This window comes from Roseivivax sp. THAF197b, assembly GCF_009363255.1.
In the GTDB taxonomy this organism is placed as follows: domain Bacteria; phylum Pseudomonadota; class Alphaproteobacteria; order Rhodobacterales; family Rhodobacteraceae; genus Roseivivax.
On sequence record NZ_CP045318.1, the window covers coordinates 1891734 to 1918475 of the forward strand.

At 61.8% G+C, this 26742-nt stretch carries 26 protein-coding genes and 1 pseudogene; 6 read left to right on the forward strand and 21 right to left on the reverse strand.

The features are described 5' to 3' along the window. Positions 1-12 precede the first annotated feature (12 nt). Positions 13-1209 (reverse strand): annotated as a pseudogene (locus tag FIV09_RS09410) (IS3 family transposase). Positions 1210-1591: 382 nt separating this feature from the next. Here FIV09_RS09410 and FIV09_RS09415 point away from each other — a divergent pair. Next, complete coding sequence (locus tag FIV09_RS09415; protein ID WP_152449698.1) at positions 1592-1969, forward strand: hypothetical protein; 378 nt, start codon at positions 1592-1594, stop codon at positions 1967-1969. Further along, the gene (locus FIV09_RS09420; protein ID WP_152449699.1) at positions 1966-2385 is read left to right on the forward strand and encodes a hypothetical protein; all 420 of its coding nucleotides are present in this window, start codon (positions 1966-1968) and stop codon (positions 2383-2385) included. Before FIV09_RS09415 ends, FIV09_RS09420 begins: the two co-directional genes overlap by 4 nt. Before the next feature lie 963 nt (positions 2386-3348). On the opposite strand, the gene FIV09_RS09425 is transcribed toward FIV09_RS09420, so the two are convergent. The 4 genes from FIV09_RS09425 to FIV09_RS09440 all read right to left on the reverse strand — a co-directional run bounded on the left by FIV09_RS09425 (position 3349) and on the right by FIV09_RS09440 (position 6841). After that, complete coding sequence (locus FIV09_RS09425; RefSeq protein ID WP_152449700.1) at positions 3349-4371, reverse strand: ABC transporter substrate-binding protein; 1023 nt, start codon at positions 4369-4371, stop codon at positions 3349-3351. A gap of 125 nt (positions 4372-4496) precedes the next feature. Continuing rightward, positions 4497-5255, reverse strand: a complete 759-nt coding sequence (locus tag FIV09_RS09430) for an ABC transporter permease (RefSeq protein ID WP_152449701.1) — start codon at positions 5253-5255, stop codon at positions 4497-4499. A 12-nt stretch (positions 5256-5267) separates the two neighbouring features. Next, complete coding sequence (locus FIV09_RS09435; protein ID WP_152449702.1) at positions 5268-6023, reverse strand: ABC transporter permease; 756 nt, start codon at positions 6021-6023, stop codon at positions 5268-5270. Next, positions 6020-6841 (reverse strand): ABC transporter ATP-binding protein, encoded by an 822-nt coding sequence (locus FIV09_RS09440; protein WP_152449703.1) that lies wholly within the window; start codon positions 6839-6841, stop codon positions 6020-6022. Before FIV09_RS09440 ends, FIV09_RS09435 begins: the two co-directional genes overlap by 4 nt. 177 nt (positions 6842-7018) lie before the next feature. Between FIV09_RS09440 and FIV09_RS09445 the strand changes: the two genes are divergently transcribed. After that, entirely contained in the window at positions 7019-8002 is a 984-nt protein-coding gene (locus FIV09_RS09445) for a 4,5-dihydroxyphthalate decarboxylase (protein ID WP_152449704.1), read from the forward strand. 80 nt (positions 8003-8082) lie between these two features. Here the strand turns inward: FIV09_RS09445 and FIV09_RS09450 are convergent, their stop codons facing one another. Beyond that, positions 8083-8769, reverse strand: a complete 687-nt coding sequence (locus FIV09_RS09450; protein WP_152449705.1) for a FadR/GntR family transcriptional regulator — start codon at positions 8767-8769, stop codon at positions 8083-8085. A 154-nt stretch (positions 8770-8923) separates the two neighbouring features. Between FIV09_RS09450 and FIV09_RS09455 the strand changes: the two genes are divergently transcribed. Then, positions 8924-9610: a fumarylacetoacetate hydrolase family protein gene (locus FIV09_RS09455; RefSeq protein WP_152449706.1), complete on the forward strand. Its 687-nt coding sequence runs from the start codon at positions 8924-8926 to the stop codon at positions 9608-9610. Between the two features lie 655 nt (positions 9611-10265). Here the strand turns inward: FIV09_RS09455 and FIV09_RS09460 are convergent. The 10 genes from FIV09_RS09460 to FIV09_RS09505 form a co-directional block, all read right to left on the reverse strand. Then, positions 10266-11018 carry an ABC transporter permease gene (locus tag FIV09_RS09460; protein WP_152449707.1) on the reverse strand — a complete coding sequence of 251 codons (753 nt, stop codon included), beginning with the start codon at positions 11016-11018 and terminating at the stop codon, positions 10266-10268. A gap of 3 nt (positions 11019-11021) precedes the next feature. Beyond that, complete coding sequence (locus FIV09_RS09465; protein ID WP_216646458.1) at positions 11022-11837, reverse strand: ABC transporter ATP-binding protein; 816 nt, start codon at positions 11835-11837, stop codon at positions 11022-11024. Continuing rightward, the gene (locus tag FIV09_RS09470; RefSeq protein ID WP_152449708.1) at positions 11837-12652 is read right to left on the reverse strand and encodes an ABC transporter permease; all 816 of its coding nucleotides are present in this window, start codon (positions 12650-12652) and stop codon (positions 11837-11839) included. Before FIV09_RS09470 ends, FIV09_RS09465 begins: the two co-directional genes overlap by 1 nt. A gap of 76 nt (positions 12653-12728) precedes the next feature. After that, entirely contained in the window at positions 12729-13709 is a 981-nt protein-coding gene (locus FIV09_RS09475) for an ABC transporter substrate-binding protein (protein ID WP_152449709.1), read from the reverse strand. Between the two features lie 1095 nt (positions 13710-14804). Then, positions 14805-15854 (reverse strand): permease, encoded by a 1050-nt coding sequence (locus FIV09_RS09480; RefSeq protein WP_172975676.1) that lies wholly within the window; start codon positions 15852-15854, stop codon positions 14805-14807. 55 nt (positions 15855-15909) lie between these two features. Beyond that, positions 15910-16227, reverse strand: coding sequence for a helix-turn-helix transcriptional regulator (locus FIV09_RS09485; RefSeq protein ID WP_152449711.1), 318 nt, complete (start codon positions 16225-16227; stop codon positions 15910-15912). 104 nt (positions 16228-16331) lie between these two features. After that, complete coding sequence (gene cueR, locus FIV09_RS09490; RefSeq protein ID WP_152449712.1) at positions 16332-16730, reverse strand: Cu(I)-responsive transcriptional regulator; 399 nt, start codon at positions 16728-16730, stop codon at positions 16332-16334. A gap of 14 nt (positions 16731-16744) precedes the next feature. Then, on the reverse strand, positions 16745-19255 hold the full coding sequence (locus FIV09_RS09495) for a heavy metal translocating P-type ATPase (RefSeq protein ID WP_152449713.1): 2511 nt from the start codon (positions 19253-19255) through the stop codon (positions 16745-16747). Between the two features lie 136 nt (positions 19256-19391). Beyond that, positions 19392-20231: a fumarylacetoacetate hydrolase family protein gene (locus FIV09_RS09500; protein ID WP_152449714.1), complete on the reverse strand. Its 840-nt coding sequence runs from the start codon at positions 20229-20231 to the stop codon at positions 19392-19394. Positions 20232-20388: 157 nt separating this feature from the next. Continuing rightward, positions 20389-20784 carry a dihydroneopterin aldolase gene (locus tag FIV09_RS09505; protein WP_152449715.1) on the reverse strand — a complete coding sequence of 132 codons (396 nt, stop codon included), beginning with the start codon at positions 20782-20784 and terminating at the stop codon, positions 20389-20391. Positions 20785-21011: 227 nt separating this feature from the next. Here FIV09_RS09505 and FIV09_RS09510 point away from each other — a divergent pair, with 227 nt between their 5' ends. Further along, complete coding sequence (locus tag FIV09_RS09510) at positions 21012-21281, forward strand: hypothetical protein (RefSeq protein ID WP_152449716.1); 270 nt, start codon at positions 21012-21014, stop codon at positions 21279-21281. A gap of 343 nt (positions 21282-21624) precedes the next feature. Here the strand turns inward: FIV09_RS09510 and FIV09_RS09515 are convergent, their stop codons facing one another. The 5 genes from FIV09_RS09515 to FIV09_RS20370 form a co-directional block, all read right to left on the reverse strand. Beyond that, positions 21625-22374: a gamma-glutamyl-gamma-aminobutyrate hydrolase family protein gene (locus FIV09_RS09515; RefSeq protein WP_152449717.1), complete on the reverse strand. Its 750-nt coding sequence runs from the start codon at positions 22372-22374 to the stop codon at positions 21625-21627. Then, on the reverse strand, positions 22371-23333 hold the full coding sequence (locus tag FIV09_RS09520; protein ID WP_152449718.1) for an amidoligase family protein: 963 nt from the start codon (positions 23331-23333) through the stop codon (positions 22371-22373). The genes FIV09_RS09515 and FIV09_RS09520 overlap by 4 nt, the downstream gene beginning before the upstream one ends. Next, positions 23333-25003, reverse strand: a complete 1671-nt coding sequence (locus FIV09_RS09525) for a sensor histidine kinase (protein ID WP_254702427.1) — start codon at positions 25001-25003, stop codon at positions 23333-23335. Before FIV09_RS09525 ends, FIV09_RS09520 begins: the two co-directional genes overlap by 1 nt. A gap of 66 nt (positions 25004-25069) precedes the next feature. Then, positions 25070-25627, reverse strand: coding sequence for an RNA polymerase sigma factor (locus FIV09_RS09530; RefSeq protein ID WP_152449720.1), 558 nt, complete (start codon positions 25625-25627; stop codon positions 25070-25072). After that, the gene (locus FIV09_RS20370; protein ID WP_172975677.1) at positions 25624-25797 is read right to left on the reverse strand and encodes a NepR family anti-sigma factor; all 174 of its coding nucleotides are present in this window, start codon (positions 25795-25797) and stop codon (positions 25624-25626) included. Before FIV09_RS20370 ends, FIV09_RS09530 begins: the two co-directional genes overlap by 4 nt. Before the next feature lie 104 nt (positions 25798-25901). Here FIV09_RS20370 and FIV09_RS09535 point away from each other — a divergent pair, with 104 nt between their 5' ends. Continuing rightward, on the forward strand, positions 25902-26702 hold the full coding sequence (locus FIV09_RS09535) for a response regulator (protein ID WP_152449721.1): 801 nt from the start codon (positions 25902-25904) through the stop codon (positions 26700-26702). The last annotated feature ends 40 nt before the right edge of the window (positions 26703-26742 follow it).

The following is a 26742-nucleotide window of genomic DNA, read 5'->3' on the forward strand; positions in this document are numbered from 1 at the left end:
ATCTGGCGTAATTTAAGCTATTCGTTGCACCTGCTGATCAGGTTGGTTGATATCATTTTTCTGCCAATAGACCTGCGCCGGGGGCTTGCCGTCGAGGGCTGAGTGTGGGCGCTGATGGTTGTAGAAGGTCATCCATTTCCCGATGGCCGCCTTCGTCTCTGATCCTGTCTCCCAAGCATGCAGGTAGACGCACTCGTATTTCAGGGTGCGCCACAGCCTCTCGATAAAGATGTTGTCGAGGAAGCGACCTTTCCCATCCATCCATTGCCCGGCAGGCGATTTGCACCGCAAATCTGCCGAGAGGGGAGATCCGCACGCCGGACCGGCGGAGCCGATCCGTCCAGGCGAAGGACATGAACTGGGATCCTTGATCGGTATTCATGATCTCGGGTGGACCGAACTTGTGGATGGCCTCGTTCAGCGCTTCGACACAGAACTCGGCTTCCAGCGTGTTCGAGATCCGCCAGGAAAGAACCTTGCGCGTGTGCCAGTCCATGATGGCCACCAGATAGAGGAACCCACGCCGCATGGGCAGGTAGGTGATATCCGCGCACCAGACCTGGTTCGGGCGATCCACCCGCAGACCTCTCAGCAGGAAGGGATAGGTCTTGTGCCCCTTCGCGGGCCTGCTGGTATTGGGCTTCTGGTAAATCGGCATGAGCCCCATGAGGCGCATTAGCCGGCGTATCCGCTTCTCGTTGACGAGGTGCCCGTCATTGCGAAGGTGCCAGGTCATCTGGCGGAAACCGAAGAACGGCGTCTCCAGGAACTGCTCGTCGATCCGCCGCATCAGGCCGAGGTTCTGCTCGGTCTCGCCCTTGGGCGTGTAATAGAAAGACGAGCGCGCGATCGACAGCAGCTTACACTGCTGCCCAATCGACAGATTTGGGTGGCCCGGCTCGATCATCCCGCGCCTCACTTCCCGCCCCAAGGCTTCAGCTTTCGTTCCAAAAAAGAGTTGGCCACCGCCAGCTCCCCGATCTTGGCGTGGAGCTCCTTCACCTGCTCCTCGTCAATCTCCGCCTTCTTGCGGCCCCCGCGCTCGAACACGCCGGACGCGCCTTCAAGCAGCGCTCGCTTCCATTGATGGATCATCGTCGGATGCACCCCGAACCGGCTCGCCAGCTCAGCGGCCGTCTCCTCTCCTTTCAGGGCTTCCAGCGCGACCTTGGCCTTGAACTCAGGCGCGTGCTGCTTCCGTTTCGACATCTCTAATCTCCTTCTCATCGAAGATCAGCAGACTGCAAATCGTAGCTTATGTCAGTGTCCGAATTTCGGGGGGTAGCTCAGGTTAGGCAAGACCATCGGTAACGGCCTGTGACGAAGGTGGCCGAAAAGATCTGATCAAGCGATGGGTCATTCCGGTCTGTTCATCGTCCTCTATGTGAGACGACGCACAGACCGGAAAGCCCATCAGGATATAGGCAGCAAGAGGCAGAACGGCTTCAATAGAGCCCCCTGCCCCGCCGTTTTCTCGGTAACGTGCAGCCGCACCAACTCTCAATTACCCAAATCAGACGCGCTGACTGGAGGCCCGCGCGGTCTTGTAGCCCGGGCAATCCCGTCCGGAGCAAAGAAAAGGAGATCGAACATGTTCGATTTTCAAAGACAGCCGTCCAGGCTGCACATCTTCCTCGCCGAAAACGGCGAGGGTCTTCAGAACGCCGCGCTCCTCCTCGGCGGACGCCCCTGGCTTCGCCGGGTGCAGCGTCTCCTCGACGCTGCGCTCACGCAGACGAGTGTCACGCGCCGCGTGGTGCGCGAGCTGCATGAACTACGAGACCTGCTCCACCTCGAGCATGTTCACGAGCTCGACCGCCCGGAGTCAGCGTATTTCGCGGAGCTCGACCCTTCCGAACCGTATGTCGAGGAAATCTGCCTTCTCGCTGAAGCCCTCGACGAAGCGCTCGAGACGGCACTCCGCGGTGGACAGCAGACCATGCCGTCGAACCAGGCGGTGCTGTCATGAGCTGCGTTCACAGTGACCCGCTCGAAACCGCGCTGTCGAACTACTTCGATTGCCGCGGCAATGCATACCTCGCTCTCCCGGCGGTGCTCGACCACGTCAAAGACTGTCCGGATATGCGCAAATGTGCTCACCGGCTGCAAAGCGATTTCGAGACATGTTCGCTGATGACGCAGCGTGAAGCCTCGGACCTCGCAAGGCTCCTCAGGGCTCTCGAAAAGGACATCGCGGCGGGCACGCGACAACAATACGTCGACGATGAATACAGTCTCGATATTGGCGGTTATGAAACCGTCCTGAGCGATGTCGCGCGCCATCTGACCGGTGTCATGCGTCCTCTGCGGGAGCTTCAGAAAGCTTCACGTCGTGTGGAGCAAGCAATCGCTGTCGATCGCGAACTCCTCCGTCTGCGCGGATGAGTACGGGCTCGCGTCGCCTGAACCGCGGCGCGAGTTCCCGGATCCACCGCGGCGGATATCGGTGAAGATGGTCATGAAAAGACAGGACACCGGCCGCACACAAATGAGTTGCCACGGCGGACAAAGCCGTGACACAACACATACACACCAGAGTCAGCTTCGGTGTCAGAGCCGTTTTTTCTTTTGAATCCGTGGGTTGAAAGGCACGAGTCCGGCCCCTACCGCCGGAGCCAAAATTTCCTGAGAGATCGCGAAAATTGGTAAACTTGCGATATGGGTCGCATCTTGCCCTGCATCGCACAATTCCCGTTTCTTCGTTTGGCTCAGGAGCCGGGGAAATGCGGGCCTCGCTCCAGCCCCAACCTTACCTCGAATGCCGCCCGACGGGCGTCCACCGGCGCCGACATCTGCCGCGCTATATCTCCCAAAATACGGTCGAACTTGAGCGCTCACTGCTTTTTCGCTTTGCATGCATTTCTCCCCCAAAGCGAAGCCCCTAAAGCAGCAACTCACCCTTCTGAGCGATATCTCGTTTGCCGGAGTGACGGAAAGACCGATGGCCATCGCGTCTGATGACCTGATGGGGCTAACTGCTGTGACACCAACCCGCTGCGACCATGGCGGGCATAGGTAGAGCGCGGAGCATTTGATTAACGATTTTCGGATCGACTGAAACGCCGCATTGCTATGCCGGTCGTTTCCATCCCGTTTCAGCACACCAAAGAACGAACCATTGCGCCGCAAAGTGCCGTCAGACTTCGAGGGTCTTCACTGACCATTGAAAGCGAGGTTTTGTGCTGAAGAGATCTCGTTTGTGTCGTCGGCAAAGCGTCCGGCTGGACCACGAAGTCAACCGCTATCCGCGCCCCGACAGTCATGGCCAGTCATGATCGCGCAGCGCTCGGCCGCTTTGCCGGGACGGAAATCCCCCCGCCCCGGCGAAATTGTTTACAGACGATTGTGTCAGCCGCTCATCTGGCCGGTACCGCAGCCCATTCCGGCTGCTTCCTCAAGATAGCTGCCATCGACGAAGCTGCTGGCGTCAAGCTGCGTTTCAAGCTCGCCACCATCATAGAGCAGGTCGGCCAGTCTCTGATAGCCAGAGGGATCGAGCAGTTCGGCCGGACTTGTCGGAAACATGTTGATGTCCATGGCCACGTCATAGAACTTCGAGACCGCTTCCTCATTTGCGCCACGCACGTTGTCCATGGTGTACGCGACGAAGTCGTCCTTGCTCGAATTGATCCAGTGGTTGACCTCAAGGTTGGCGCAGGCAATGGCCGTGGCCAAATCGCCGTTGGCCTCGATATATTCCCGCTCGGCGAAGACGGCCCGCGAGGACAGGCCCGGCACGATGTCCGCGACGTATCCCAGCAGCTGCGCGTTGGCCCCTTGAGCCTCGAGCGCCAGCCAGTTGTCGATGTAGACCACCGTTGCCTGCACCTGCCCTGCCATGATCGCTGCGGCGCGCTCGCTGCTGCCGCCGACAGGAACGATCGCGACATCTTCCTCGGGCGTCAGACCGTTTTCCTTCAGGATGTAGCGAAACAGCATTCCATTGAATCCCCCGGGCCCGGACGTCCCGATGGCCTGACCGTCAAGATCGGCGATTTCGTCCACACCGGGGGTGGAGACGATGGCGTAATGCATGGTCGAGATAGGTGCGCCGATGGCGACAACGTCGACGCCGCGCGCCTGCCCGATCAGGATCTCGTCCGAGCTGCGCGAAGCGACATCGACCCGGTCGGCGATGATGGCCTCAAGCCCCGAAATGGTCGGCAGTTCGACGCGCGTGACATCAGCCCCCCATTCGCTGAGCATCTCGATCATCCGCAACGTGCCAATATTGAGAACCTGCGCCTGAGCGGTTCCGATGGTCACCTCGGTCCCGGACAGATCAAAGTCCTGAGCCGCGGCCCCTGCCCCGGTCATGGCGATCAGCGCGACGCCTCCGGCGAGTGTCCTGAACTTTGCCTTCATGGTCATGGTATTCTCCTCCACATTTTGCGTTGAACCCGCATGCACCGCAGACGGGCATCTTTGCGTCCAGGTTGATTTTGACTGCCGCTGTCGCCCGGAACGTTTTTGAATACGGCGAGAAAGAGCCTGGTTCAGGCACCCTTCCAATTCTGGAACCGGCGCTCGAGCATATCGAGCGCCGTGACAATGATGGTCCCGGCAAGAGCGATCACCACCACAGCGCAGAGCATCTTGGCCGGTAGCAATTCAGACGATCCTTGTGTGATCACACCGCCCAAACCGACGATCTGCAGGAACATCTCACCGATGATGACACCGACAATCGCGCGCTCGGCGCCGATGCGCAGGCCGGCCAGAACAAACGGGATCGCACCGGGAATGAGCACATGACGCGCCATTTGAAACCGGTTGACCTGGAACGACCGGGCAACCTCGACAAGATCGGGCCGCGCGTGACGCACGCCCTGAGCGGTGTTTGCGCTGATTGCTATGGCCGACCAGAAGAACACGAGAAACAACCGCGCTTCGAAGCCGATGCCGAACCAGACCACGATCAATGGCACGAGCACCACACGCGGCGTCGCGAATATGGCGTAAAGGTAGGGCTGCAGGATGTCGCCGAAACGTTCGAACGCGCCCATGATGATGCCGAACGGAACGCCCACGACAACGGCCAGAGCGTATCCAAGGAACAACGCACGCATCGTCACCTTGGCAGCATCGATCAGAACCCCGGATTGATAGAGTTCGACGAATTGCGCGGCGACGACGCTTGGCGGCGCGAACAGCAAAGGATTGATGCTGCGACCGACCAGTTCCCAGCCACCGAAGACGATGAGCAGGCTGAGAAGCGGGAGATACAGGCTGGGTTTCTTGAGCTTTGCAAGCATGTCGTTCCTCCCTCAGGTCCAGTGCAGTCGACGTTCGATCCGGCCGATCACCGACACGATTGCGATCCCGAGCAGCGATAGCGGCAGGATTGACGCGAAGACGTAGTCGGTCTGGAACATCGAGCCGTAGGACTTGATCAAGCCACCAATGCCGCCAAGACGAAGATAGGTTTCGGCCACAGCCATTCCGACCACGCCCCGGCCCGCGGCCAATCGAAGACCGGCCAGCAGAACCGGCAAGGCCGCGCGCACCCGTACCCTGTAAAGGAGCTGCAATTCCCCCTTCACACCGAAGGAGCGCGCCACGTCGACAAGGTCCTTGGGATCATCGCGCAGACCTGATGCGACCGAGAACATGATCGGGACCACCGCTGCAAGAACCACGACAATGACGCGTCCCGGAAATCCGAACCCGAACCAGACAAGGACCAGCGGGACCAAGGCAATTGTCGGGGTTGCGAATAACGCGCTGAAATAGGGGTTCAGCATCCAGTAGGCAGTGCGCGACCGCGCCACGAGTGCGCCGAGAATGAACCCGAGGATCGTGGATACGATCAGCCCGACGATCAGCAGCCAGATGCTTTCGGCGAGTGCCGTGATCAGCTCACCGCTGATGATCAGGTCCCAAAGTGCCGCCAGGATCTGACTGATCGACGGAAGCATCAGCTTGTTGTCGATAATGCGCGCGCAGATTTCCCAGACCGACAGAAAGACGGCAACACCTACTATCTGGTCCCGGCGAACAGCGCTCTTGCTGCGTCTCCTCACGATGCCTCCTCCTCGCGCTGCTGGACAAGATCGTGGCGCAGTTGATGCCAGATGTGACTGCGGACCTTTGCGAAGTTCTCGTGACCGCGAACGTCATATTCGAAGCGGGGATGCGGCAGATCCACATCGATCAGTTCGCGCACCTGACCCGGACCGCGCGACATCAAGAGCACGCGGTCGGCCAGCAACACGGCCTCGTCGAGATCGTGCGTGATGAATACGACGGTTTTCCGTTCTTCCTCCCAAATGCGCAGCAATTCCTCCTGCATCAATTCGCGTGTCTGCGCGTCGATCGCGCCGAACGGCTCGTCCATCAACAGGATGTCCGCCCCCGTCGAGAGCGCGCGCGCCAGACCAACGCGCTGTTGCATGCCGCCCGACAATTGATGGGGATAGGCATCGACGAATTTCTCGAGGCCGACGCGGCGAATGTGCCGCATCGCCTTTTCCCGCGCCTCTTCGGCGGGAAACTTTCGAACCATCAGCGGGAAAAGGACATTGTCGATGACGGTTTTCCAGGGAAACAGACCAAAGGTCTGGAAAACCATGGCCCGCCGAATTCCCGGTTCGGTGACCGGCTCTCCCTCCACGAGGACCTCGCCCTCGTCGTGCTGTTCGAGAGAAGCCATGATCCGGAGCAATGTGGTTTTTCCGCATCCGGAAGGTCCGATGATTGTCAGGAACTCTCCCTTGCGGATTGTCAGATCGATGCCGTTGAGCGCCAGGACCGTATCGGCCTTCGGATCCTCGGAGAGCCGGAACGTCTTGCGCACCCCCCTCAGTTCGATTGCCGGTGACCCGAGATTCGTATCCTTCACTTCACACTCCTCCTTGTCTGAGTGATCCTGGCTTCCGGTACAGCGTCCCTCGCGAGCGGCCGCTGGCAGTGTGCGACCTTCCTCCCATCCCGCGCTTGACGCGCCTCATCGATTGTTGTCTCTGACCCGAAACTCCTTCACTGCGCTGTCCGACCGAGCCGAATTGTGAGAGCTTCGATGAAAATCTCCTTTGCCACTTGGGATCATGACCGCACCATGCCGATCCATGACGGTCGCGTGACGGTGCCGGGCGTCACGCTGGAGAGCCACATCCACCCCACCTCGAAGCTGTTCCCGCTTGCGGTTCAGGAGGCGCATTTCGATGTGACCGAGCTTTCGGTTTCGAGTTACCTGCTTCAAATCGCGCGCGGTGGTTCGGACTACACCGCAGTGCCGGCCTTCATCAGCCGCGCCTTCCGTCATTCCGGATTCTATGCCCGCCGCGGCTCCGGCATCGAGACTTGTGCCGATTTTGCCGGTCGACGGGTGGGTGTTCCGGAATACCAGATGACCGCGGCAGTCTGGATGCGAGGCATCCTCAAGGACGAGTTCGGCGTCGACTGCGAGAGTATCCACTGGCGCACCGGCGCGCTCGACGCGGGCGTCCGGACCGAGCGCTTGCCGCTCGCGCTTCCCGAAGGGATGATCGTCGAGCCCATCGAGAAAGGTCAGACGCTCCAGGACCTTTTGCTGTCGGGCGAAATCGACGCCGTGCTTGCGCCAAAGCCGCTACAGGCTTTCCTGGACGGCAATCCTGACATCGTTCGCGTCATTCCGGACTTCGAGGCCGCGGAGATTGACTATCATGCGCGGACGGGCTTCTTCCCGATCATGCATCTCCTGGCCGTCCGCAAGACCCTTGTCGATGCGGACCCGACCCTGCCCCGCAAGCTCTACGACGCCAGCGTCGCGGCACGCGACATTGCGATCAAGGAGCTCCGTGCGATCTGGTTGGGCAATTCCAATCGCATCAGCCTGCCTTGGCTGAACGCCAGCATGGAGCGCACATTGGCAAGCTTCGGGCCAGATTACTGGCGATACGGCTTCGCCGCCAACCGCGAGGAGCTGGCCGCCATCTGCCGCTATTCGGTACACCAACATCTCGCACCGCGGCTTGTCGAGCCGGAAGAGCTGTTCGACCCGTCGGTTCTGGACACCTGACCGGCTCCGCGGCGCACGCATGATGGATGCGTCCTGCGCTCCAAGGCGCGAGTAGTCACAGCGCTGACCAAGGGGGGCGGTCACGTTTCCCCGAACAATCTGGTTGAGACTGATCGAAGATGCGTCCGCATGGCCTGATACGCGGCCTCCGGATCGTGCGCGACGATGGCCCTTGCTATGGCGGCGTGTTCCGCAAAACTGGTGTGATTGGCGGAAGGCTTCTGGGTGCTGCGCTCGACCGCGCCCCAGGCAACTTCACGCTGCACGCGATTGAGATTGTCGTAGATCGCAACGAGCAGAAGATTGTCGGTCGCCTCCGCCACCGCGCGATGAAAGCTGTCGTCCTGCCGCTCGTATTCGGCCCAGCTTGCCGCAGCGGCGGCCCGCTCGATCGCACCGTCAATCTTGGCCAGCGCCTCGCCAGAGGCATTTATCGCCGCTTCACGGGCAATCGCAGGCTCGATGCTGAGGCGCGCCCGCATCATCCGCATCGGCGTCATCTGGTGCGCAATGTCTGAAAAAATGTCGCCCTCTTCGCGATCGCTTCGCGCGACGAAGGTGCCCTTGCCCACGTGTCGCCATATCACGCCATCCCGCTCAAGCTGATCGAGCGCCCGACGCAAAGCGGCCCGCCCCACATCGAGCATGTCTATCAACCGGCGCTCCGGGGGAAGGCGATCACCGGGGCCATATTCACCATCGGCGATAAGCGCCCGGAGACGTTCTGCAGCTTCATCTCGAACCGGCTGGTCGACGCGGGTCAGCATAAAACAATGATCCCTTCTGAACATTGCGCAAACTTGCGCTCGAACCATTTCTACCAGATATTTCGCCTGAGTCACTGAAAAAGAGATTGATCTAGATTGATCTTTAGATTTCCATTGGCTAACGAAAAAGAGAAAAGTTCAAAGAGAGGGTCCCATGGCAAACCACGTTATCCAGGCGCCGCCGGTGCCGGAAGTTCCGGTTGATGGCGAATCCGGCACATTCCCGGTTCGTCGCGTTTACTGCATTGGTCGCAACTATGCCGCGCATGCAGTCGAAATGGGCCACGATCCGGACCGAGAACCGCCGTTCTTCTTTCAAAAGAACCCCAACAACCTCGATCCGTCGGGCGAATTCCCCTATCCGCCCCACAGTTCCGACGTGCATCACGAGGCGGAACTGGCTGTGTATATCGGGTTAGGCGGGACGAATATCGCCATCGAGGATGCGTTGACCCATGTCTATGGCTATGGCCTGTCGCTGGACATGACACGCCGCGACCTGCAGGGCGAAATGAAGAAGATGGGCCGCCCGTGGGAGATCGGAAAAGCGTTCGAGCGCTCCGCCCCCGTGGGTCCGGTGCATACGGTCGAAAAAGTCGGCCACCCCGCCGAAGGTCAGCTCACGCTCAAGGTGAACGGAGAGGTCAAACAGGAGGGCGACCTGAACCAGATGATCTGGAAGGTGCCCGAGATGATCTCCTATCTGTCGGAATACTTCGAGCTGGCGCCGGGCGACGTTATTCTGTCTGGCACACCTGCTGGCGTCGGACCGGTGCAGAAGGGCGACAAGATGGAGCTCAGCATCGATGGCCTGGGTACGCTGAGCGTCACGGTCGTCTGAGGCGTCGGGCACCCGCCCGGATGCCCATGGCGGAGCAATCCGCAATCGCCTTGATTTGCGCGGTCAGGTCAGCCTGAAATGCGCTTGTCTGCCGGCCAAGGTCGGCTGCGAACATCTACGAAGAGAATTGGGGGCGGCGGGCGCATTGCGATCCCCCGCCCCCAGCGATTTATGTGTGAAGAACGCAGCGCCTTTCCGGCGCGATGACACCTGAAGGCCCGCCCATGCTGACGACCGAGCCGTCAGCGCAATGGCCGGAAACGGCGCTGCCAACCGCGCCCGAGGCCCTCGCCTCGATCGCAAATATGAACAACCTGCTCCCGCCACTTCGCGAGGCGTGTTCGGTCCGTTTTTCTAGCTGGATAACCGCTCTGACCCGAATATCGGAGGCATGTCGTCTGACCCAGAAGTCGAATGTGACTGGATCATACGGACCATGCCCGCCCCGCAGTCCCGCGTTTTGGAGGCGGTCTCGGTACGGTATTGCGCGACGCGCTCGGGGCCATCGAATTCGCACGCTGCACACGCTACTCAAGGCCATGGCGAAACGCGTCCTGATGCAGCTGAGATCAAGCTGACACTTTCGGCACGCCGTGGAAGGCGACCGCCGACGTTTCAGCCCTGCCAGAACGTCGGTCCTGGCAGGGCATATTCGTCACCCTCGGGCGCCTGCGTAATAGTCGATCCGCGCCTCAAGTCGACCGATGAGATCGGCCAGCGTCAGCGCGAAGGCGAACAGGATCAGGATGAGCGCCCAGAAATGCGCCATCAGGAAGTTCTGGGAATAGAGCGAGAAGAGTGCCCCCACACCGATGATCGACACCAGGAGCTGCCCGATCACGACGCCCTTCACGCCACGGATGACGCCGAGGCGAATACCGGCCAGGATCTCCGGCATGGCCGACAGAAGAATGATGCGAAAGCGATGCCAGCGCGATGCACCGAAGGCGTGTGACATCTCCATCAGCGACGGCGACACGTGCAGAACGCCGGCGCGGGTGTCGAGCGCGATGATCCAGACGGCGAACATGAACACCGTCACCACGACGGTGGGCATGCCCATGCCGAAAAGGATCATGATGACCGGCACAAGCGCCGAAAGCGGCGCCGACAGGAAGATGTTGACCCACATGTTCAGAAGCTGATCCGCCGCCTTCACCAACCCCATCAACATGCCGAGCGCGATCCCAAGCACGATGGCAAGCGCGAGCCCGGCAAGGTAGCTCAGCACAGTGATCTGTGCCGCGGCGGCGAAGCTGGGCGTGAGAACCACGTCACCGAGCGCCATGATCACCTCGGAGAGCGGTGGAAACAGCAACAAGAGTTCGAATTGGCCAATCACCTCCCATGCCGCGGCCCAGAAGATCAGCGCGGCGGCTTTGGGGATGCGAAATCCATACAATTCCATCGGTTACTCCACGTAGGCGCGCAGGCTGGCCCAGATTTCGTCGATCAGGTCCAGATATTCGGGATTGCGCCGGATCAGATCCGGATCGCCGCTACGGTCGATCTCAGGCGTGACGATGCGGTTCAGGCGGCCTGGACGCGGTGACAACATGACGATGCGATCCGACAGGTAAACCGCCTCCTCGATGGAGTGGGTGACCAGGATGAACGTCTTCTTCTCGATCTCGCGCAGGCGCAGCAAGTCCTCCTGGAACTTGCGCCGGGTCTGTTCGTCGACCGCCGAAAAGGGCTCGTCCATGAGCAGAACGTCCGCATCGACGGCCAGCGCGCGGGCCAGCCCGACACGTTGGCGCATACCGCCCGAAAGCTCGTGAGGATACTTTTCCTCGAAGCCTGATAGACCCACCTCATTGATGTAGTGACGGGCGCGTTCTTCGCGCTCACGAACGCCCATGCCCTGCATCTCAAGACCGAAGGCGGCGTTCCGCAGCACGCTGGCCCACGGCATCAACGCGAAATCCTGGAACACGAAAGCCCGTTCCGGTCCCGGCGCCGTGACGGTCTGCCCGTTCACCCGCACCTCGCCGGACGAGGCCTTCAGCAGGCCGGAGATAATCTTCAGCAGGGTTGTCTTGCCGCAGCCCGAAGGGCCGAGAAGGCTCGTCAATTCGCCGCGTTTGAAATCGAGGTTGATGCCCTCGAGCGCAACGACGCTTTCTCCGTAGATCTTGTGGATGTCGCGCACCTCGATGATCGCGTCGGTCTGCGTTTCATTCTGCTGCGCAGGCTCTATCGATGAATTCATTTGGTTCATGGGCATCAGACCCCTCTCTTTTCTGGCCGGAACAGCCGCGTCTCCAGCCGGTAGAGTAGCGAGACGGTGATCACCGCGAACGCGACGATGGAAACGATAACGGCATACATTTCAGGGAACTTGGCGATTGATCGGTTGAAGGTGATCAGGTCGCCGATCCCGGTGGGCGTGATCAGAAGTTCTGCCAGCACGACACCGGAGAAGCCTTCAGCGACCCCAAGCCGGATACCGGCGAACATCATCGGACTGGCCGCGGGCAGGATGATCTGGCGGATCTGCTGCGTCCGCGTGGCCTGGAAGGACCGGCTCATATCCACGAGCGAACCGGGCACGTTGCGCACAGCCTTGTAGCTGTTGATGGCAATCACCGGCATGGCCAGCATGCACACGGCCAGCACCTTGGAGGTGAGCCCGATGCCGTAGACGAAGGTGATAAGCGGAATGAGCGCTGCCATCGGCGCTGCCTGCATGGTTATGAAAACCGGCAGCGTGATCCATTCGACATCGCGCCGAAGACCCATCGAGACACCCGCAGACACGCCGATGCCCAGGGAAATCACCAGCCCGATGACCAAGGGCTCGAGCGTGCGCAGATAGGCGGCGCCGAGTGAGCCGTCGATCGTGAGCCGCCAGAGCGCGGCCATGGTTTCGAAAAAGGACGGAAACGCCCAGTTGAAATTGCTGCGCCCCGCGATCTCCCACGCGGCACAGAAAAGCGCCAGCGAGGCCAACCGCCATAGAAGCGGGGTGCCGCCAAGCGCCTGTAGCGCACGGCTGGTCGGGCCTGCGATGGCCTGCGTATCGGTTGTGGCAGCTGTCATTGACCTTTGCTCTCCTCACCTTCGGACGGCGTATCCACCCGCCCCGCCAACACGGAGGGACGGGCGAGTTTGCATCTTATTGTGCGGCCTTGGCGGTCTCGAGAAGTGTGAAATCCCAAAACGATGCGGGATCGACAGCGTCCGGGTCGACCTGCCCCGCGGCAGCAAGGAAGGCGATGTCGTCAGTCGCATCCTGCGGCTCACCACCGTCGAGGGGATAAACGCCCCCTTCGACGGCTTGGCTGTAATAAGCCTCGGCCTCGGCGGCGACGTCCGCAGGCAGGTCAGGAAGCAAGCCATATTGCTCGCGCAGTTCGCTCACCACGCCGGGGTTTTCATCGATCTCGCGCCACGTCCGCAGCAGTTCTTCGACAAAGATCTGCATGTCGTCCGCACGATTTTCCAACACGTCGGCCCGTGCATAAAGGGCCTCATCCGTGGCGTTGACCCCGTCCAGCGGCAAGCGCATGAACTTGTCGCCGCCACGCTCTTGCAGCAGACGGAAATTCGCGGAATCGACGATCGAGGCATTGATGGTGCCCTGAAGCATCGCGCCGGCGCGTACCTCGGAACCCGGCACGTAGGACATGTTGGAATATTCTATGTCATGCACGGATTCCATCAGACGCATCAGCGCTTCGGTCCCGGACCCGCGCGAGTGCACGGTAACTTCCTCTCCGTCGAGGTCGGCCCAGCCGGAGTAAACCTCCGAATTGACAACCGGGAAGAAGAGCAGGGTCGACATCCGGTAGAACATCCGGATCGGCGCCTGCGAATTGGCCATGAATGCGTAGGGCGCGCCTACGCCGATGTCCGCCTCGCCCGAGAGAACGGCCTGAACGGCCACATCCTCGGAATTGAAGAAATCGAGCTGCATCGGGACGCCCCGCTCCTCCGCACGCTCCATCGCGATGAGCAGGTTCAGGCTTTCGACGCTGGCGATGTCGCCCATCGCGACCCGAAGCGGGTCGTCCTGTGCGGCGACGTTGGTGACGGTCAGTGCAAGCGCAACCGCAGCGCCGCCCGCCGTCAGGACGGTTCTTCTGATGATGGACATGTTTCTCCTCCCTATTTGAAACATCTATTTTCGGCGCATCTCCTCCGATGCGCGTTGTCTTCGCCCGATTGGTTTACCCACCTGTCGAACACTTCGATTATAAAGCTTCATCAAATACGCCTGTCGAAGCACTCCTTCGATACGGCAGGGATACCAAACCACCCCGCTATATTATCGTATACTTTCAAAGCTTTATAAGATCTCTCGAAGCGCTTATCGATTTCTGCGCAATGCACTTCTCAGCATCCACGCTTTCACTCACTGTCGTCATCACGGCCCGTTCGACGGGTCTGTTATCCGACGATAAGATCAATCAGACCCGCACAGCAACACATTTCTCGATTTTTCTGATTGGTTTGAATTGATCGGACCAAACCTTGAAGGCGAGTTGGTGCGGTTGATCTTCCCAATGATCGCGATCTGGTCCGCGGAGATTGCGGTGCCGTCAGGTTTCTCGGAAGGGCGACCGTCTGGCAGCCGATAAACGAGCTATACCCATCATTTCATCTGTAGCCGTCTTTGCGCTTGGTTTGGTTGGGTTCGTTCGCCCGCACACATGCCAATTTCAAAATCATCGTACACTACGCCGGTTTGCGGACCTCCCACGGAGCCGTTGTCGGACCGCGTAGCCACCTCGCGATCATGCCATGAGTGAAAAATCGATATGATCCGGACCGGCTGTCCGGTCAGAGCGTCAGCATCAGTGCAAGACGACACTTTGGACGGAGATCCCGTCGCCGCGCAAAGCCAAGGTATGGGTCTGGTTTCGATAGCATTTCTGGCCCCGGCCCTGCAGGTCTCTCGGCTAGCATCCTGCTTCCTCCGAACCCAGGAGGGGGATATCGCTGCCGGGACGTCGCAAAGGGCCGTCGATGACGAATACTGCATGTCCGGTGGAGGCTATGAGAGCGGCCCCTACCGTCGGCGCCATAATTCTCTCAGTCGTTAGATATTCCGATCGCGTTATGCAGCGCGTGGACGGGCTTTACCGCGTTTCCAACACGCCTCCAATCAGGCGCAGTGGGATTGGTCATCACCGCGCCTGATACCCTCTGGCTGCACTCCCAGCCGCACCGACACCACGCCATCCGCGCATCACGCCAGTGTCCAGATTTGAAACAGCACGCCCGTGAGGAAAGCTCCGCTCAGCGACAGCGCAATGTAGAGCGCGAAGACCGGGGGGCGTGCCAGGGCCCAGACGGCCATCGCCGCCGGGATCGAGGTCACGCCACCGGCGACGAGAAACGCCATACCGGCCCCCGGCGCCATGCCTTGCTCGATCAGGCCACCCACAAGGGGCAGTGCCGCATAGCCGTTGAGATAAGCAGGCACTCCGACGAGCGTTGCCGTGACGATGGGCAGAAGACCCTCGCCGCCCAAGGTCGCAGTCACCGTTTCCGCCGGGATCCAGGCCAGCATCAGGCTTTCGAGCAGGAAAGCCAGCGTCAGCCATTTCGCCAGGAAAACCGTCGTGGACAAGGCCGTCTTGCCGAAGGTTGCGCGACGCGCGGGCTCTGCCCAGAAGCGCCAGATGACCGGCTTCGGCGCCCGGACCTTGGAGCCGCCGCAACCGCCATTTCCGATGCCGTCGCGCAGCGGGTCCGAAAATGCCCCGCCCCGCATCATGAGATGCACGACCGCGCCGCCGAAGACCCCGAGACCGATGGCCGCCAGCGTCTTGGCCACCGCGAACTCGACGTCCAGCACTCCTGCGGTCAGCACGAACATCGACGGGTCCATGATCGGAGAGGCCAGCCAGAACGCCATGACCGCCGAAAGCGGCACGCCCATCGCCAGCAATGCGGCGATCAGCGGGATCACCCCACAGGAGCAGAACGGCGACAGCCCGCCCGCCAGAGCGCCAAGTCCGATCATCAGAACAGGCGCACCGGTGAAGGCTTTCGCGATCAGGTTGTCGGCGCCCGTCGCACCAGCCCAGGCGGCAATGCCAATGGACAGCAGCAGATAAGGGGCGGTGTGCAACAGCGCATTGCCCGCGAACACCGCGGAATCGATGGCTTGCGGTGGGTCGATGACCGCGAGGACCGCGAGGATCAGCGCGGAGGCGAGCCAGACCCGCTGCGTCTGCCATATCTGGCGAAGGGCGGCGCGCAGGCCGGGCTGTGCAACGCTCGTATCGGTCATGACCAAATATCCAGAATTACGGGTGTTTCAGCGAAAGAAAAATCGGATGTCGTCTTCACGCGGCATCCTCCGCGGGCAAGGTGGTCACGCCGGTGCAGCATTCCGAGGTCAGAAAGTCGAGAACGCTGCGCATGGCCGGGAAATCCACACGATTGAAAACCTCGCGGCCCTGCTTTTCCTGCAGCACTAGGCCCGACCCCACGAGCGTCGACAGATGATGCGCCAGCGTCGAGGGCGCGAGCCCAAGATGCTCCCCGATATCGCCGACCCTGAGGCCATCGTCGCCGGCCTTTACCAGAAGGCGGAAGATCGACAGGCGGGCATCATGGCCGAGCGCCGCAAGGGCACGTGCGTTGGGACTGGTCAGTGTCATGGCATCAAAATAACCAAATTTCTGGTTATGTAAAGATGTCACCGCATGCCTCCGCAAGTTTGATGGTGACCCGCCGGATTGAGACTTACCCGGGGGCCCGCCAATCAAGCGCCGGTCTCATCCCGCGCGAGGTTGCGCAGGATCGGGCAGTCGGGCCGGTCATCCCCATGGCAGGCCTCGACGAGGTCGGTCAGCGTCGCACGCATCTCCTGTAGCTGGGTGATCTTCTCGTTGATCGCGGCAAGATGCTCCTCGGCCAGGGCTTTGACCTGGGCGCTTTCGCGGCTCTCATCCTCGTAGAGGTTCATGAGCGTACGGCAATCCTCGATCGAAAAGCCCAGATTGCGCGCGCGTCCCAGGAATCGCAGCTTGTGCAGATCCGTCTCGCGAAAGCGGCGATAGCCATTGGCCATGCGCTCCGGCCGGACAAGACCGATATCCTCGTAGTACCGGATGGTCTTGGGCGGCAGGCCCGCGCGGTCGGCGACATCTCCGATATTCATGATCGCGTCTCCTTCTATTCGGCCGGTTGCGGGCGCGGGGCAGAGGCTGCCGCGCGGGCGGTCTCGGACCCGTTCACGGCAGGGTCCAGGCGACGCAGCCGCAGCGCATTGCTCAGCACCGAGACCGAGGACAGAGCCATGGCGCCTGCCGCGAATACGGGCGACAGGAGCAGCCCGAAGGCAGGGAATAGCGCCCCGGCCGCCACCGGGATGAGCCCCACGTTGTAGCCAAAGGCCCAGACGAGGTTCTGCCGGATATTGGACATCGTGGCGCGCGAGACCGCGACCGCGTTCACCACGCCGCCAAGATCGCCTGCCATCAAGACCACATCGGCGGATTCGATGGCCACATCCGTGCCCGTCCCGATGGCGATGCCCACATCCGCATGGGCGAGCGCCGGGGCGTCGTTGATCCCGTCCCCGACAAAGGCAATGCGACCGCCCTGCCCGCGCAACTCGTTCAGCGCATCCACCTTTCCGCCGGGCAACACGCCTGCGATCACCGTGTCGATGCCGGTCTCGCGCGCGATGGCCTCCGCCGTCTCGCGCTTGTCGCCGGTGATCATGGCGACCTTGAGCCCGCGGGCCCGAAGTGCTGCAATCGCCGCCTGGCTGCCCGGCTTGACCGGATCGGCCACCCCAATCACGGCCGCCAGCTTGCCGTCGATGGCCGCGAAAAGCGCGGTGCGGCCACGCTCGGCCAGCGCCCGCTCCGTCTCGGCCAAGGCGCCCGTGTCGATGCCTTCGCGCGCCATGAAGCGGTCCGCGCCGATCCGCACCTCGCGCCCCTGCACATGCGCCACGACGCCGTAGCCCGTGACAGACCGGAAACCCGTTGCCTCCGGCAGGGTCAGCCGGTCGGCCCGCGCGCCCGCGACGATGGCCGCGGCGACCGGATGTTCGGATTGCGCCTCGACAGCTGCGATCTGGGCCAGAACCGTGTCGCGCGCGAAGCCCTCGGCCACGACCAGATCGGTCAGGCGCGGCTTGCCCTCGGTCACTGTGCCGGTCTTGTCGAGCGCGATGATCCCGACCTCGGACAGCGCCTGCAGCGCGTCGCCCTTGCGGAACAGGACGCCCATCTCGGCGGCCCGGCCCGTGCCCACCATGATCGAGGTGGGCGTGGCCAGCCCCATCGCGCAGGGACAGGCGATGATCAGGACCGACACGCCCGCGACCAGTGCAAGGGTCAGCGCGGGGTCCGGCCCGATCAGCAACCAGATCGCCACGGTCAAGAGCGCTGCGGCCATGACAGCAGGCACGAACCACAGCGTCACCCGATCGACGAGGCCCTGGATCGGAAGCTTGGCGCCTTGCGCCTCTTCGACCATTCGGATGATCTGCGCCAGCGTCGTATCCGCCCCCACGCGCGCGGCGCGGAAGGTCAGGCTGCCCGTGGCGTTGACCGTGCCGCCCGTGACCGTGTCGCCCGGCCCTTTCGCGACGGCCAGCGGCTCGCCTGTAATCATGCTCTCATCCACATCGCTGGCGCCCTCAGTCACTTCGCCGTCCACGGGAAGACGCTCTCCGGGGCGCACCTGGATGAGATCGCCCACCTGAAGCGCATCAATCGGCACCTCCGTGGCTTCGCCATCGCGCAGAACCCGCGCATTGCGCACCTGCAGCCCCATCAGTGCGGCGATCGCGGCCCCTGTGCGGCCCTTGGCCCGCGCCTCGAGCCACCGCCCGACGAGGATCAGGACGACGATGACCGCCGCCGCCTCGAAATAGACGGCGCGCACGGCCTCAGGCAGCAACGCAGGCAGAAAGGTTGCAATAACGGAATAGCCCCAGGCGGCGCCGGTGCCGACAGCCACCAGGCTGTTCATGTCGGGCGCCCCACGCGCGAGCGCAGGCAGACCCTTGGCGTAGAAGTGCCGACCCGGCCCGAAAAGCACGAGGCTCGTCAGGAGAAACTGGATCACCCAGGAGGTTTGCATCCCGATAGTGTTGGCGATCAGGCCATGAAAGCCCGGGATCACATGCGCGCCCATCTCGAGGATGAAAACGGGCAGCGTCAGCGCCGCGGCCAATACCACGCGCCGGGCCAGATCGCGGGCCTCGTCTTCCTTCCGGGCAACGCGCGACCGGGTCGCATCGGCCTCCGCGATCACCGCCGGATATCCTGCCTCCGTGGCTGCGGCTTTCATCTTGTCCGGCGTGACGGCCCCGTCCAGATAGTCGACCGTCGCATTTTCGGCCGCGAGGTTCACATTCACCGACAGAACGCCCGGCACCGCTGCCAATGCCTTGTCCACCCGGCCCACGCAGGAGGCGCAAGACATCGAGGCCACGTTGAGCACCACGCGGGACTGGCGCGCGGGGTAGCCCAACGCGTCGAGCGCTTGCACCGCCTCCTCAAGGGCCGCGCTGTCCGCAACCGTCAGGCGGGCCGTCTCGGACGCGAGGTTGACCGATACCTCCGACACGCCCTCAAGCGCGGAGAGGGTCCGGTCGACCCGCCCGACGCAGGAGGCGCAGGACATGCCCTCGATGGACAGGGTGAGCGTGTGAGCGTCGGACATTACAGGGCCTCGTGGTATCGTTTGATACGCATATAGGGCTTCCAGTCACTGGAAGCTCAAGGCCCGATCCAAAAAAACGCGCCGCGCTGGTTTCAAAGCGCGGCGCGGCATGTTTGCGAGACGGGGCCCGCCCCGCTCAGGCGTCCTGCACGACTTTCTGGCGTTGCAGGCCCAGCCCTTGGATACCCGCTTCGACGAGATCGCCTTCTTTCAGGAAGTGCTGCGGCGACATGCCAAGACCCACACCCGGCGGTGTGCCCGTCGCGATCACGTCGCCGGGATGGAGCGTCAGAATCTGGCTGAGATAGCTGACGATGAAATGCGTGTTGAAGATCATCTTCGACGTGCTGCCCGATTGCATGCGGGTGCCGTTCACGTCGAGCCAGATGTCGAGGTTCTGGACATCGCCCACCTCATCGGGCGTGACCAGCCAAGGGCCGAGCGGCCCGAAACTGTCGCAAGACTTGCCCTTGGTCCATTGGCCCCCGCGTTCGATCTGGAAACTGCGTTCGCTGACGTCATTGGCCACGCAATAGCCCGCGATATACGCAGGCGCGTCGGCTTCGCTGACGTATTTCGCCTCGCGCCCGATGACGATGCCAAGCTCGACCTCCCAATCCACCTTGGAGGCGCCGCGCGGCATGACAATCGGATCCTCCGCGCCGGAAATCGCAGAGGTGGCCTTCATGAACATCACGGGCTCGGTCGGGATGTCCCAGCCACCTTCGGCCGCGTGATCGGCATAGTTCAGCCCGATGCAGATGAACTTGCCGGTCCCGCCGACACAGGGCGCAAGCCGCGACGAACCCTCGACCGCAGGCAGGCTTGCCGGGTCAAGCGCTTCAAGCTCCGACAGCGCGCCCAGCGTCTCGCCCGCCAGATCGCCGATATGACCGGAGAGGTCGCGGATCACGCCGTTGCTGTCCACAAGCCCCGGTTTTTCTGCACCTTTTGCACCGTAACGGACGAATTTCATGGCCGGTCTCCCAAAGTTTCGGTCGGGCTTGCGCAAGCCCCATGTGATCCGCTGCAGAGAACCGGATCGCAGCCGGATTGTGAAGCCGAAAGCGGGCGATCTTTCTCTGCCTTTACGTCCACGTTCGAAACATGGGCGCAGTATTCGGGTCCGCGTTCTAGACCGTGCCCTTGCGCAGCCGAGCCAGATCGCCGGCATCGAGGATCAGGCGCACGCCAAGCGCGCCCTTGCCCGACCGCACCGGCCTCTTGCGCAAGCCGATCTCCAACGCCTCGACCGCTTCAAACGCCGCGCAGGCCGCAGCCATACGACTGATTAGACGTTCTTGCGTGTGGTAATGGCCGTCAGCGGCCAAAGCCTCCAACTCCGCGACAAGCGGATCGTAATCGAAGACATGCGCCATCCCGTCCTTGGCGATCAGGACCTTCTCCTGTGCGATGTGCAGCGTCAGATCGAGGATATGCGCCTCGGGCACCACGTCCTCCGGTCCGTATGTGCCGATATCGGCGTCGATTTCCAAATCGGTGAGTTCTATCAGCGCGTTTGCGGTCATTCTCTCATATCCTCCTGATTTCGAAGGCAGATAGGGCCTCTGCCGATACGGAACAGATACGCGCGGCACGGGATAAGTCGACGGGGAGGCTGCCTTGCGGAAAACGCGGCGCAGACGAAACAAAACCCCCGTCGATGGCGAATACGGAAAACTAAATTAAAAACCTGGGAACCTTATCGCCTCCCCGCGCGTTGCGATGTCGCGACGTGAGTTCCGGGGGGTGAGTCATGTTTTTTTTCAGAAGTGGAAAGCATCGTTTCGATGCGGTGGTGTCGGAGCATCAGACCGTCTGGTCCCGCGTCCGTGCGCAGATCGCGCAGCCCAAAAATCCAGTCACGACACGCAGTGCCAAACCGATCACCAGTCCGGACGACCTCGCGCGGCTCGTCGACGGGTTTGAAGATCTGGCAGATGCGGCCCCGTCGAAGGCAGCGAACCGGCCTTGGGACACGGGCGAAGACCTGACCGCTGATCCGGCCACGCCCGCTCGAAGCTGACCCCGGCGGAAAACAGCACCCGGCCACGGCAAAAAGGGTGGCCCGATGGACCACCCTTTTCGCGTTGTCTTGCTCATTTATCGTGCCTCGCCGCGACCTTTGAGGGAGGTCAGTCGCGGTCTGAGTGAGCGTCGTCGTCGCCCTTTCGTCCGGTCAGCGCGTAGATCAGCGCCGTTACCAAAGAAAGACCGACGAGCCCAATCACGAAGATATCGGTCATCGTTCTACCTTTCCTTGATCCTGTTGTCGCAATACCAACGGCCAAAACAGGCATCGGTTCCCGAAAATCGAGACTTACGTCGAAATTCTGCGTTTTTTCGTTGACAAGGCGAAAATTCGTGGATCAGAGCGCCAGCTTGTTGCGCCGTTCTTCGGCCTCGCGCGCCTCCTTGTGGGCGGCCTTGACCTGTCCGCGATTTGCGCGACGTGCCAGGGCGGCTTCGACCAATGCGGTGAATAGACGGCGATGCGCACGTCGATAGAACAGGTGTTCGGGGTGCCATTGAACACCGATGGCCATGGGATCGCTTTTGCGTTCGATGGCCTGGATCATGCCGCCATCGTCGCGGGCCGCGATCTGAAGCCCCTCCCCCAGCCTTTGAACCGCCTGCGAATGCAGCGCATTCACGTTCAGGCAGGCCTCACCCGTCACCCGCGCAAGAAGCGTCTCGTCCAGAAGGTCGACGCGCTTTTTGGGCAGGATCGTGCGGTAATACTTGGAATCGTAGACGTCATAGGCGTCCTGGTGCAGATCGCCGCCCAGCACGACGTTCAGCATCTGCGACCCACGGCAGATCCCCAAGATGGGCAAGTCCCGCTCGAACGCACCGCGCAGCACCTCCGTCTCGAGCGCATCGCGGTCGGGGTCGAGCCTGACACCCACGCGCACCTCGCCCCCGTAGAGCGTAGGCGCGATATCATCGCCGCCCCCGATCACCACGCCGTCGACCGCGTCGAGCGCAATCTCCCGGCCCGATTGCCAGCGGATCGCCCGCCCGCCGCCGAGCCACACGCTCAGCGCCATCAGCGGAAAGATCCGCCAGCCGGAGCGGCGCGAGACGGTCACACCGATGACGGGACGCCCATCGCTCATGAGATCCCCCCGACGATGTCGGCCGCGCACTTGGCCCAATCGCTGCGGGTCGTGGTCAGATGCGCGCGATGATCGCGCCATGCCGCGCATAGATCGCCGATGAGGCCCGCATCCTGCGCGACCTCCTCGATCCGGACCCATCGCTGCCATTCGAGGCTCAGCGACCAGTCGGGCTCGTCAATACGGCAATCCGGCAGACGATAATGATAGGTCGGGCGCGGCGAGATCAGGTTCATGTCCATGGCACCCGCCACACGCGCCTCGTCGAGATGCGCAAAGAGGCACAGCATATCGAGCCCATGGTTCCGCGACGGTGCGCGGTCGAGATAAAGATCGATCAGCGCGTCGAGCGATCCGATTTCCTCGGCCAGACCGTCCAGCAAGGGGCGCGGATAGGCATCCACATAGGGCATGACCCGCCGCGCGAGATCAATGCGCGCGGCATCTCGAATGGAATCCTCCAGGAAGGCGAATGCCCGCAGCGTCGGCAGGATATCGGGCAATGTCTCGCCCGTGACCTCCGGGTTGAAATGCACCCCGAAGCCCAGGAAGACGCCCGCCGCCGTGCCGGTCGCCCCGGCCTTCGCCAGATCGGCGCAAAGCGCGTCGAGCTTCGTGATCTCCGCGGGCAGGATCGGGCCGGTGACGATTTCCACCGGAACCACCTGGCGCGCAATGTCATGGATGCGCTGCTGAAATCCGCTTTCCGCGCGCTTGAGGTACTGCGTGTCGAGGTAGACTTCGATGTCGCCGAGTTCCGTGTCGGTGACCACGTAGCCGCGTTCGCCCCGCTGCTCGACCTGGCCGCCCATACGCTCGGTGATGACGCCCGTCACCTGCTCTTCCGCGAGCGCGCCGAACTCGATCTCCACACCGACGCGGCGCGGATCGCCATTGGCATTGTCCCGAACCGGCAGCGGCGCGGGCGAGGATGGGGCGGTGTTCCGAGATGCAGACATCAGTAATCCACCACTTCGGGTTTGAAATCGGAAATCCGGAAGGTGACGGCCACACGGTAGATGTCACCGGAAAGGCCCTGGCTCAGCTCGCCGCCGAGCTGCGTCGAAAAGGCCTGGATCAAGCGCTGCCCAAGACCGCCCATACGGTCCACCACGGGAAGGTGCTCGGGATTGGAGGTGTTCGTCACCTCGAAGGCCACATCCTTGTCCGATGTCCGCTTGAGACTGACGGTGATCCGGGCCTGCCCCTCGGCGTCGCGCTGGATGTATTTCTCGGCATTGGCCACAGCCTCTGCGGTCAGAAGCGCCAGCGGCATCGCCTGATCGGGATAGACCTCGACATGGTCGAGATCGCGGATGATCTCGATCTTGCGGTCGTCCTGTTCGGACATCAGCGTGATATGCTGGGTCAGTTCTTCGAGCAATTCGCGCACATCGACCCGGCCCAGATCGGCCGTGCGATACAGCTGGCGGTGGATGGCCGCGAGGCCGCGGATGCGTTCCTGCAAGCGCCGCAGAACGCGCTTCGTCTCATCGGTGTCCGATTGCCGGATCTGCATGTTCATGATCGACGAGATCAGCTGCAGGTTATTCTTGACCCGGTGATGCACCTCCTTGAGCAGGATGGTCTTCTCGCGCAGCGCGTTTTCAAGCTGGGCCTCGTCCTGCAGGATCGAGTCGGACATCAGCAGGAAATCGTTCTCCATGTCCCGCAATTCAAGCGCCATATCGGCGGCGGAGGTCTGCGCGGGCAACCGTCTGTCGCGCGCAAAGCTGCGCATCTGGTAGCGCAGGGTCCGAATGTGACGGATCACCAGCCGGTTCACGGCGAGATAGGCGACAATGACGCTGGCCGCCCACATCACGAGCGGCAGCGCCTTGGCGAAACTGCCCGCCCGCAGCGCGTTCAGTTCGGGGCTGTCCTCGGGCCAGATGCTGATCGCGTAAAGTATGTCGGGCACGATGGCGGAGACGACGAAGATGCGTTCCAGACCATCTGCACTGCGCGCGAGGAAACTGTACTTGTCCTGTCCGGGCAAGGACGCGAGCGCGATCGTGTCGGGCAAGAGCGGGCGGATCGCTTCGTTTCCGAGGTTGGATTTGAGAAGCTCGCCATCGGCGTTGAAAAGCGCAACATCCGTGAAGTTCGAGGCGGCGCTTTCGTCTTTCCTCTGGAGGTCCCGCATCGTCGCAACCGGGATCGAGACGGCGACATGGCCGATATGCCTGCCCTGCTGGAACACCGGCTCCAGCAAAACGACGACCGGCTCGTTGCTGATCGGAGGTTGTTTGATGCGGAAGATGCTTCGCTGAGGCTGGGCCAGCAGCTCAAGGGCGCGCTCCGAGCTCGTCTTCTCGGGAACCTCTGCTGTTGCGCATAAATAAGTGCCGTCTATCCCGACCAACGCGGCAAAGCTGACCTGAGGCTCGCCGGCGACATATTCGATCAGCGCCTGACTGCACTGTTCGCGCGAGCCGCCCGAGACCTGCGAAATGGTGCCAAGCGCGTTCGCGGCGCCCATCACCGAAGTGATGACGGAGCGCTCGGCGGCGACCGCAGCCTCCGTCCGGTCGGTCAGGCTCAGCTGAGTGCGCGCGCGCGTTTCGTCATCAAGTTGCGCTGTCTGAAAATAGGCGACCAGACCGATGGGAACCAACGCGATCGACAAAAAGCCGATAATCCGCGCGCCCAATCCGCTGGGGATGGGCCTGGGTCCAGGTGCACCAATCATGACTTAACGCGCCGTTGACGACGAGCTTCCGGAGACAACCGCGAGGGTTGCCTGGTCTGTGAGTTCGAAGGCTTCCTCGTCGCTGAGATGCAGCAATTCCGTCAGCCTCGCACGGGCGCGGTTTGTCCGGCTCTTGATGGTGCCGACCGCGACGCCGCACATGTCTGCCGCTTCCTCGTAGGAAAAGCCCGACGCACCGACAAGCACAAGCGCTTCGCGCTGTTCGTCGTTCAGTGTCTGGAATGCGCGCATGAAGTCCTTCATCTGAAGGCGGCCGTCATGGGCGGGCTTTTCGGACAGAGTTTCGGTTAAAAGACCGTCCGCATCCCCGACCTCGCGGCCCGCTTTGCGCCTGTTGGAATAATAGGTGTTGCGCAGGATGGTAAACAACCAAGCCCGCATGTTCGTGCCCGCCTCAAACGTGTGGATCTTGGTCCAGGCCTTGACCAGTGCATCTTGCACCATGTCATCGGCCAGCGATCCGTTGCGGGTCAGCGAGAGGGCAAACGCCCGGAGCGCGGGCAAATGCTCCACGATCTCGTCACGGGGATCTGCATTCATTCGTCAACCTCGTCCGAAGACCCCTTCGGACTGTCGTCCTGTGCTTTCAATTGAGAAAGAAGGTCGAGAAATCGATCCGGGACATCCTGCTCAAGCATGTCCTGGTACACCTTTTTCAGGTTGTCATCTATCACGCTGTCCTGCCGCCGCTTCTGGTGTTCCTGAGCCATACTTTCCCTTGCGCACATGTTCTTTTTTGGCCCTAATTCCGGAACCAACCCGCGCCCAACTGGTTTAGTTCCCGAAGCCTAGAAAAAAAAAGGATGTCGAGGACATGTCCCAAACCGACCTGAGCAGCGAGATCGGCCAAGCCCTGCCGTATCTTCGCCGATATGCGCGCGCGCTGACGGGATCGCAGTCAACGGGTGATCAATATGCGGCGGCAACGCTCGAGGCAGTTCTTGCCGATCGCTCCATCACGGTGGGCGCAAGCAGGCCCAAGGTCGGATTGTTCCAGACATTCCACGGTATCTGGGTCACCACGGGCGCGCCCGTGACGGACGAGGATACCGGTCCCCTGGCCGCCGCGCAGCGTCACATGTCGCGCCTGACCACGAACAGCCGCGAGGCGCTCCTGCTCCACACGATCGAGGAATTCACCCTCGCCGAAGTGGGTGAAGTGATGAATGTCGGGACGGAAGAGGCCGAGATCCTCGTACAGACCGCGCGTCAGGAAATGGCGGATGCGATGTCTGGTCGGGTGCTGATCATCGAGGACGAGGCGATCATCGCCATGGATCTCGAAAGCATCGTGGCAGACCTTGGCCACCGGGTCACCGGCGTCGCGCGCACACGTGATGGCGCGGTCGCACTTGGCGCGAAGGAAACGCCCGACCTGATCTTGGCCGACATCCAGCTTGCGGATAACTCGTCGGGCGTGGATGCGGTCAACGACCTCCTGCGCGATCTGGGCGAACGTCCGGTGATCTTCATCACGGCCTTCCCCGAGCGGCTTCTGACCGGCGACAAGCCCGAGCCCGCCTTCCTGATTTCGAAGCCCTATTCCGAGGAGCAGGTCCGCTCCGCGATCAGCCAGGCGATGTTCTTCTCCTCGACGGAGACGCTGCGCGCCTGACGCCATGCCGCAGGTTAGAACGACAAACGCCGGGGAAATC

Coding starts and splice junctions, on each gene's coding strand:
- FIV09_RS09510 (WP_152449716.1), top strand. CDS start 21,012: ATGTTTTTTTTCAGAAGTGGAAAGCATCGTTTCGATGCGGTGGTGTCG.
- FIV09_RS09455 (WP_152449706.1), top strand. CDS start 8,924: ATGGCAAACCACGTTATCCAGGCGCCGCCGGTGCCGGAAGTTCCGGTT.
- FIV09_RS20370 (WP_172975677.1), bottom strand. CDS start 25,797: ATGGCTCAGGAACACCAGAAGCGGCGGCAGGACAGCGTGATAGATGAC.
- FIV09_RS09415 (WP_152449698.1), top strand. CDS start 1,592: ATGTTCGATTTTCAAAGACAGCCGTCCAGGCTGCACATCTTCCTCGCC.
- FIV09_RS09465 (WP_216646458.1), bottom strand. CDS start 11,837: ATGCCCATGAACCAAATGAATTCATCGATAGAGCCTGCGCAGCAGAAT.
- FIV09_RS09530 (WP_152449720.1), bottom strand. CDS start 25,627: ATGAATGCAGATCCCCGTGACGAGATCGTGGAGCATTTGCCCGCGCTC.
- FIV09_RS09480 (WP_172975676.1), bottom strand. CDS start 15,854: ATGACCGATACGAGCGTTGCACAGCCCGGCCTGCGCGCCGCCCTTCGC.
- FIV09_RS09505 (WP_152449715.1), bottom strand. CDS start 20,784: ATGACCGCAAACGCGCTGATAGAACTCACCGATTTGGAAATCGACGCC.
- FIV09_RS09430 (WP_152449701.1), bottom strand. CDS start 5,255: ATGCTTGCAAAGCTCAAGAAACCCAGCCTGTATCTCCCGCTTCTCAGC.
- FIV09_RS09425 (WP_152449700.1), bottom strand. CDS start 4,371: ATGACCATGAAGGCAAAGTTCAGGACACTCGCCGGAGGCGTCGCGCTG.
- FIV09_RS09535 (WP_152449721.1), top strand. CDS start 25,902: ATGTCCCAAACCGACCTGAGCAGCGAGATCGGCCAAGCCCTGCCGTAT.
- cueR (WP_152449712.1), bottom strand. CDS start 16,730: ATGAATATCGGAGATGTCGCCGACCGCGCGGGCCTGCCGCCCAAGACC.
- FIV09_RS09445 (WP_152449704.1), top strand. CDS start 7,019: ATGAAAATCTCCTTTGCCACTTGGGATCATGACCGCACCATGCCGATC.
- FIV09_RS09450 (WP_152449705.1), bottom strand. CDS start 8,769: ATGCTGACCCGCGTCGACCAGCCGGTTCGAGATGAAGCTGCAGAACGT.
- FIV09_RS09420 (WP_152449699.1), top strand. CDS start 1,966: ATGAGCTGCGTTCACAGTGACCCGCTCGAAACCGCGCTGTCGAACTAC.
- FIV09_RS09515 (WP_152449717.1), bottom strand. CDS start 22,374: ATGAGCGATGGGCGTCCCGTCATCGGTGTGACCGTCTCGCGCCGCTCC.
- FIV09_RS09470 (WP_152449708.1), bottom strand. CDS start 12,652: ATGACAGCTGCCACAACCGATACGCAGGCCATCGCAGGCCCGACCAGC.
- FIV09_RS09495 (WP_152449713.1), bottom strand. CDS start 19,255: ATGTCCGACGCTCACACGCTCACCCTGTCCATCGAGGGCATGTCCTGC.
- FIV09_RS09520 (WP_152449718.1), bottom strand. CDS start 23,333: ATGTCTGCATCTCGGAACACCGCCCCATCCTCGCCCGCGCCGCTGCCG.
- FIV09_RS09460 (WP_152449707.1), bottom strand. CDS start 11,018: ATGGAATTGTATGGATTTCGCATCCCCAAAGCCGCCGCGCTGATCTTC.
- FIV09_RS09475 (WP_152449709.1), bottom strand. CDS start 13,709: ATGTCCATCATCAGAAGAACCGTCCTGACGGCGGGCGGCGCTGCGGTT.
- FIV09_RS09500 (WP_152449714.1), bottom strand. CDS start 20,231: ATGAAATTCGTCCGTTACGGTGCAAAAGGTGCAGAAAAACCGGGGCTT.
- FIV09_RS09485 (WP_152449711.1), bottom strand. CDS start 16,227: ATGACACTGACCAGTCCCAACGCACGTGCCCTTGCGGCGCTCGGCCAT.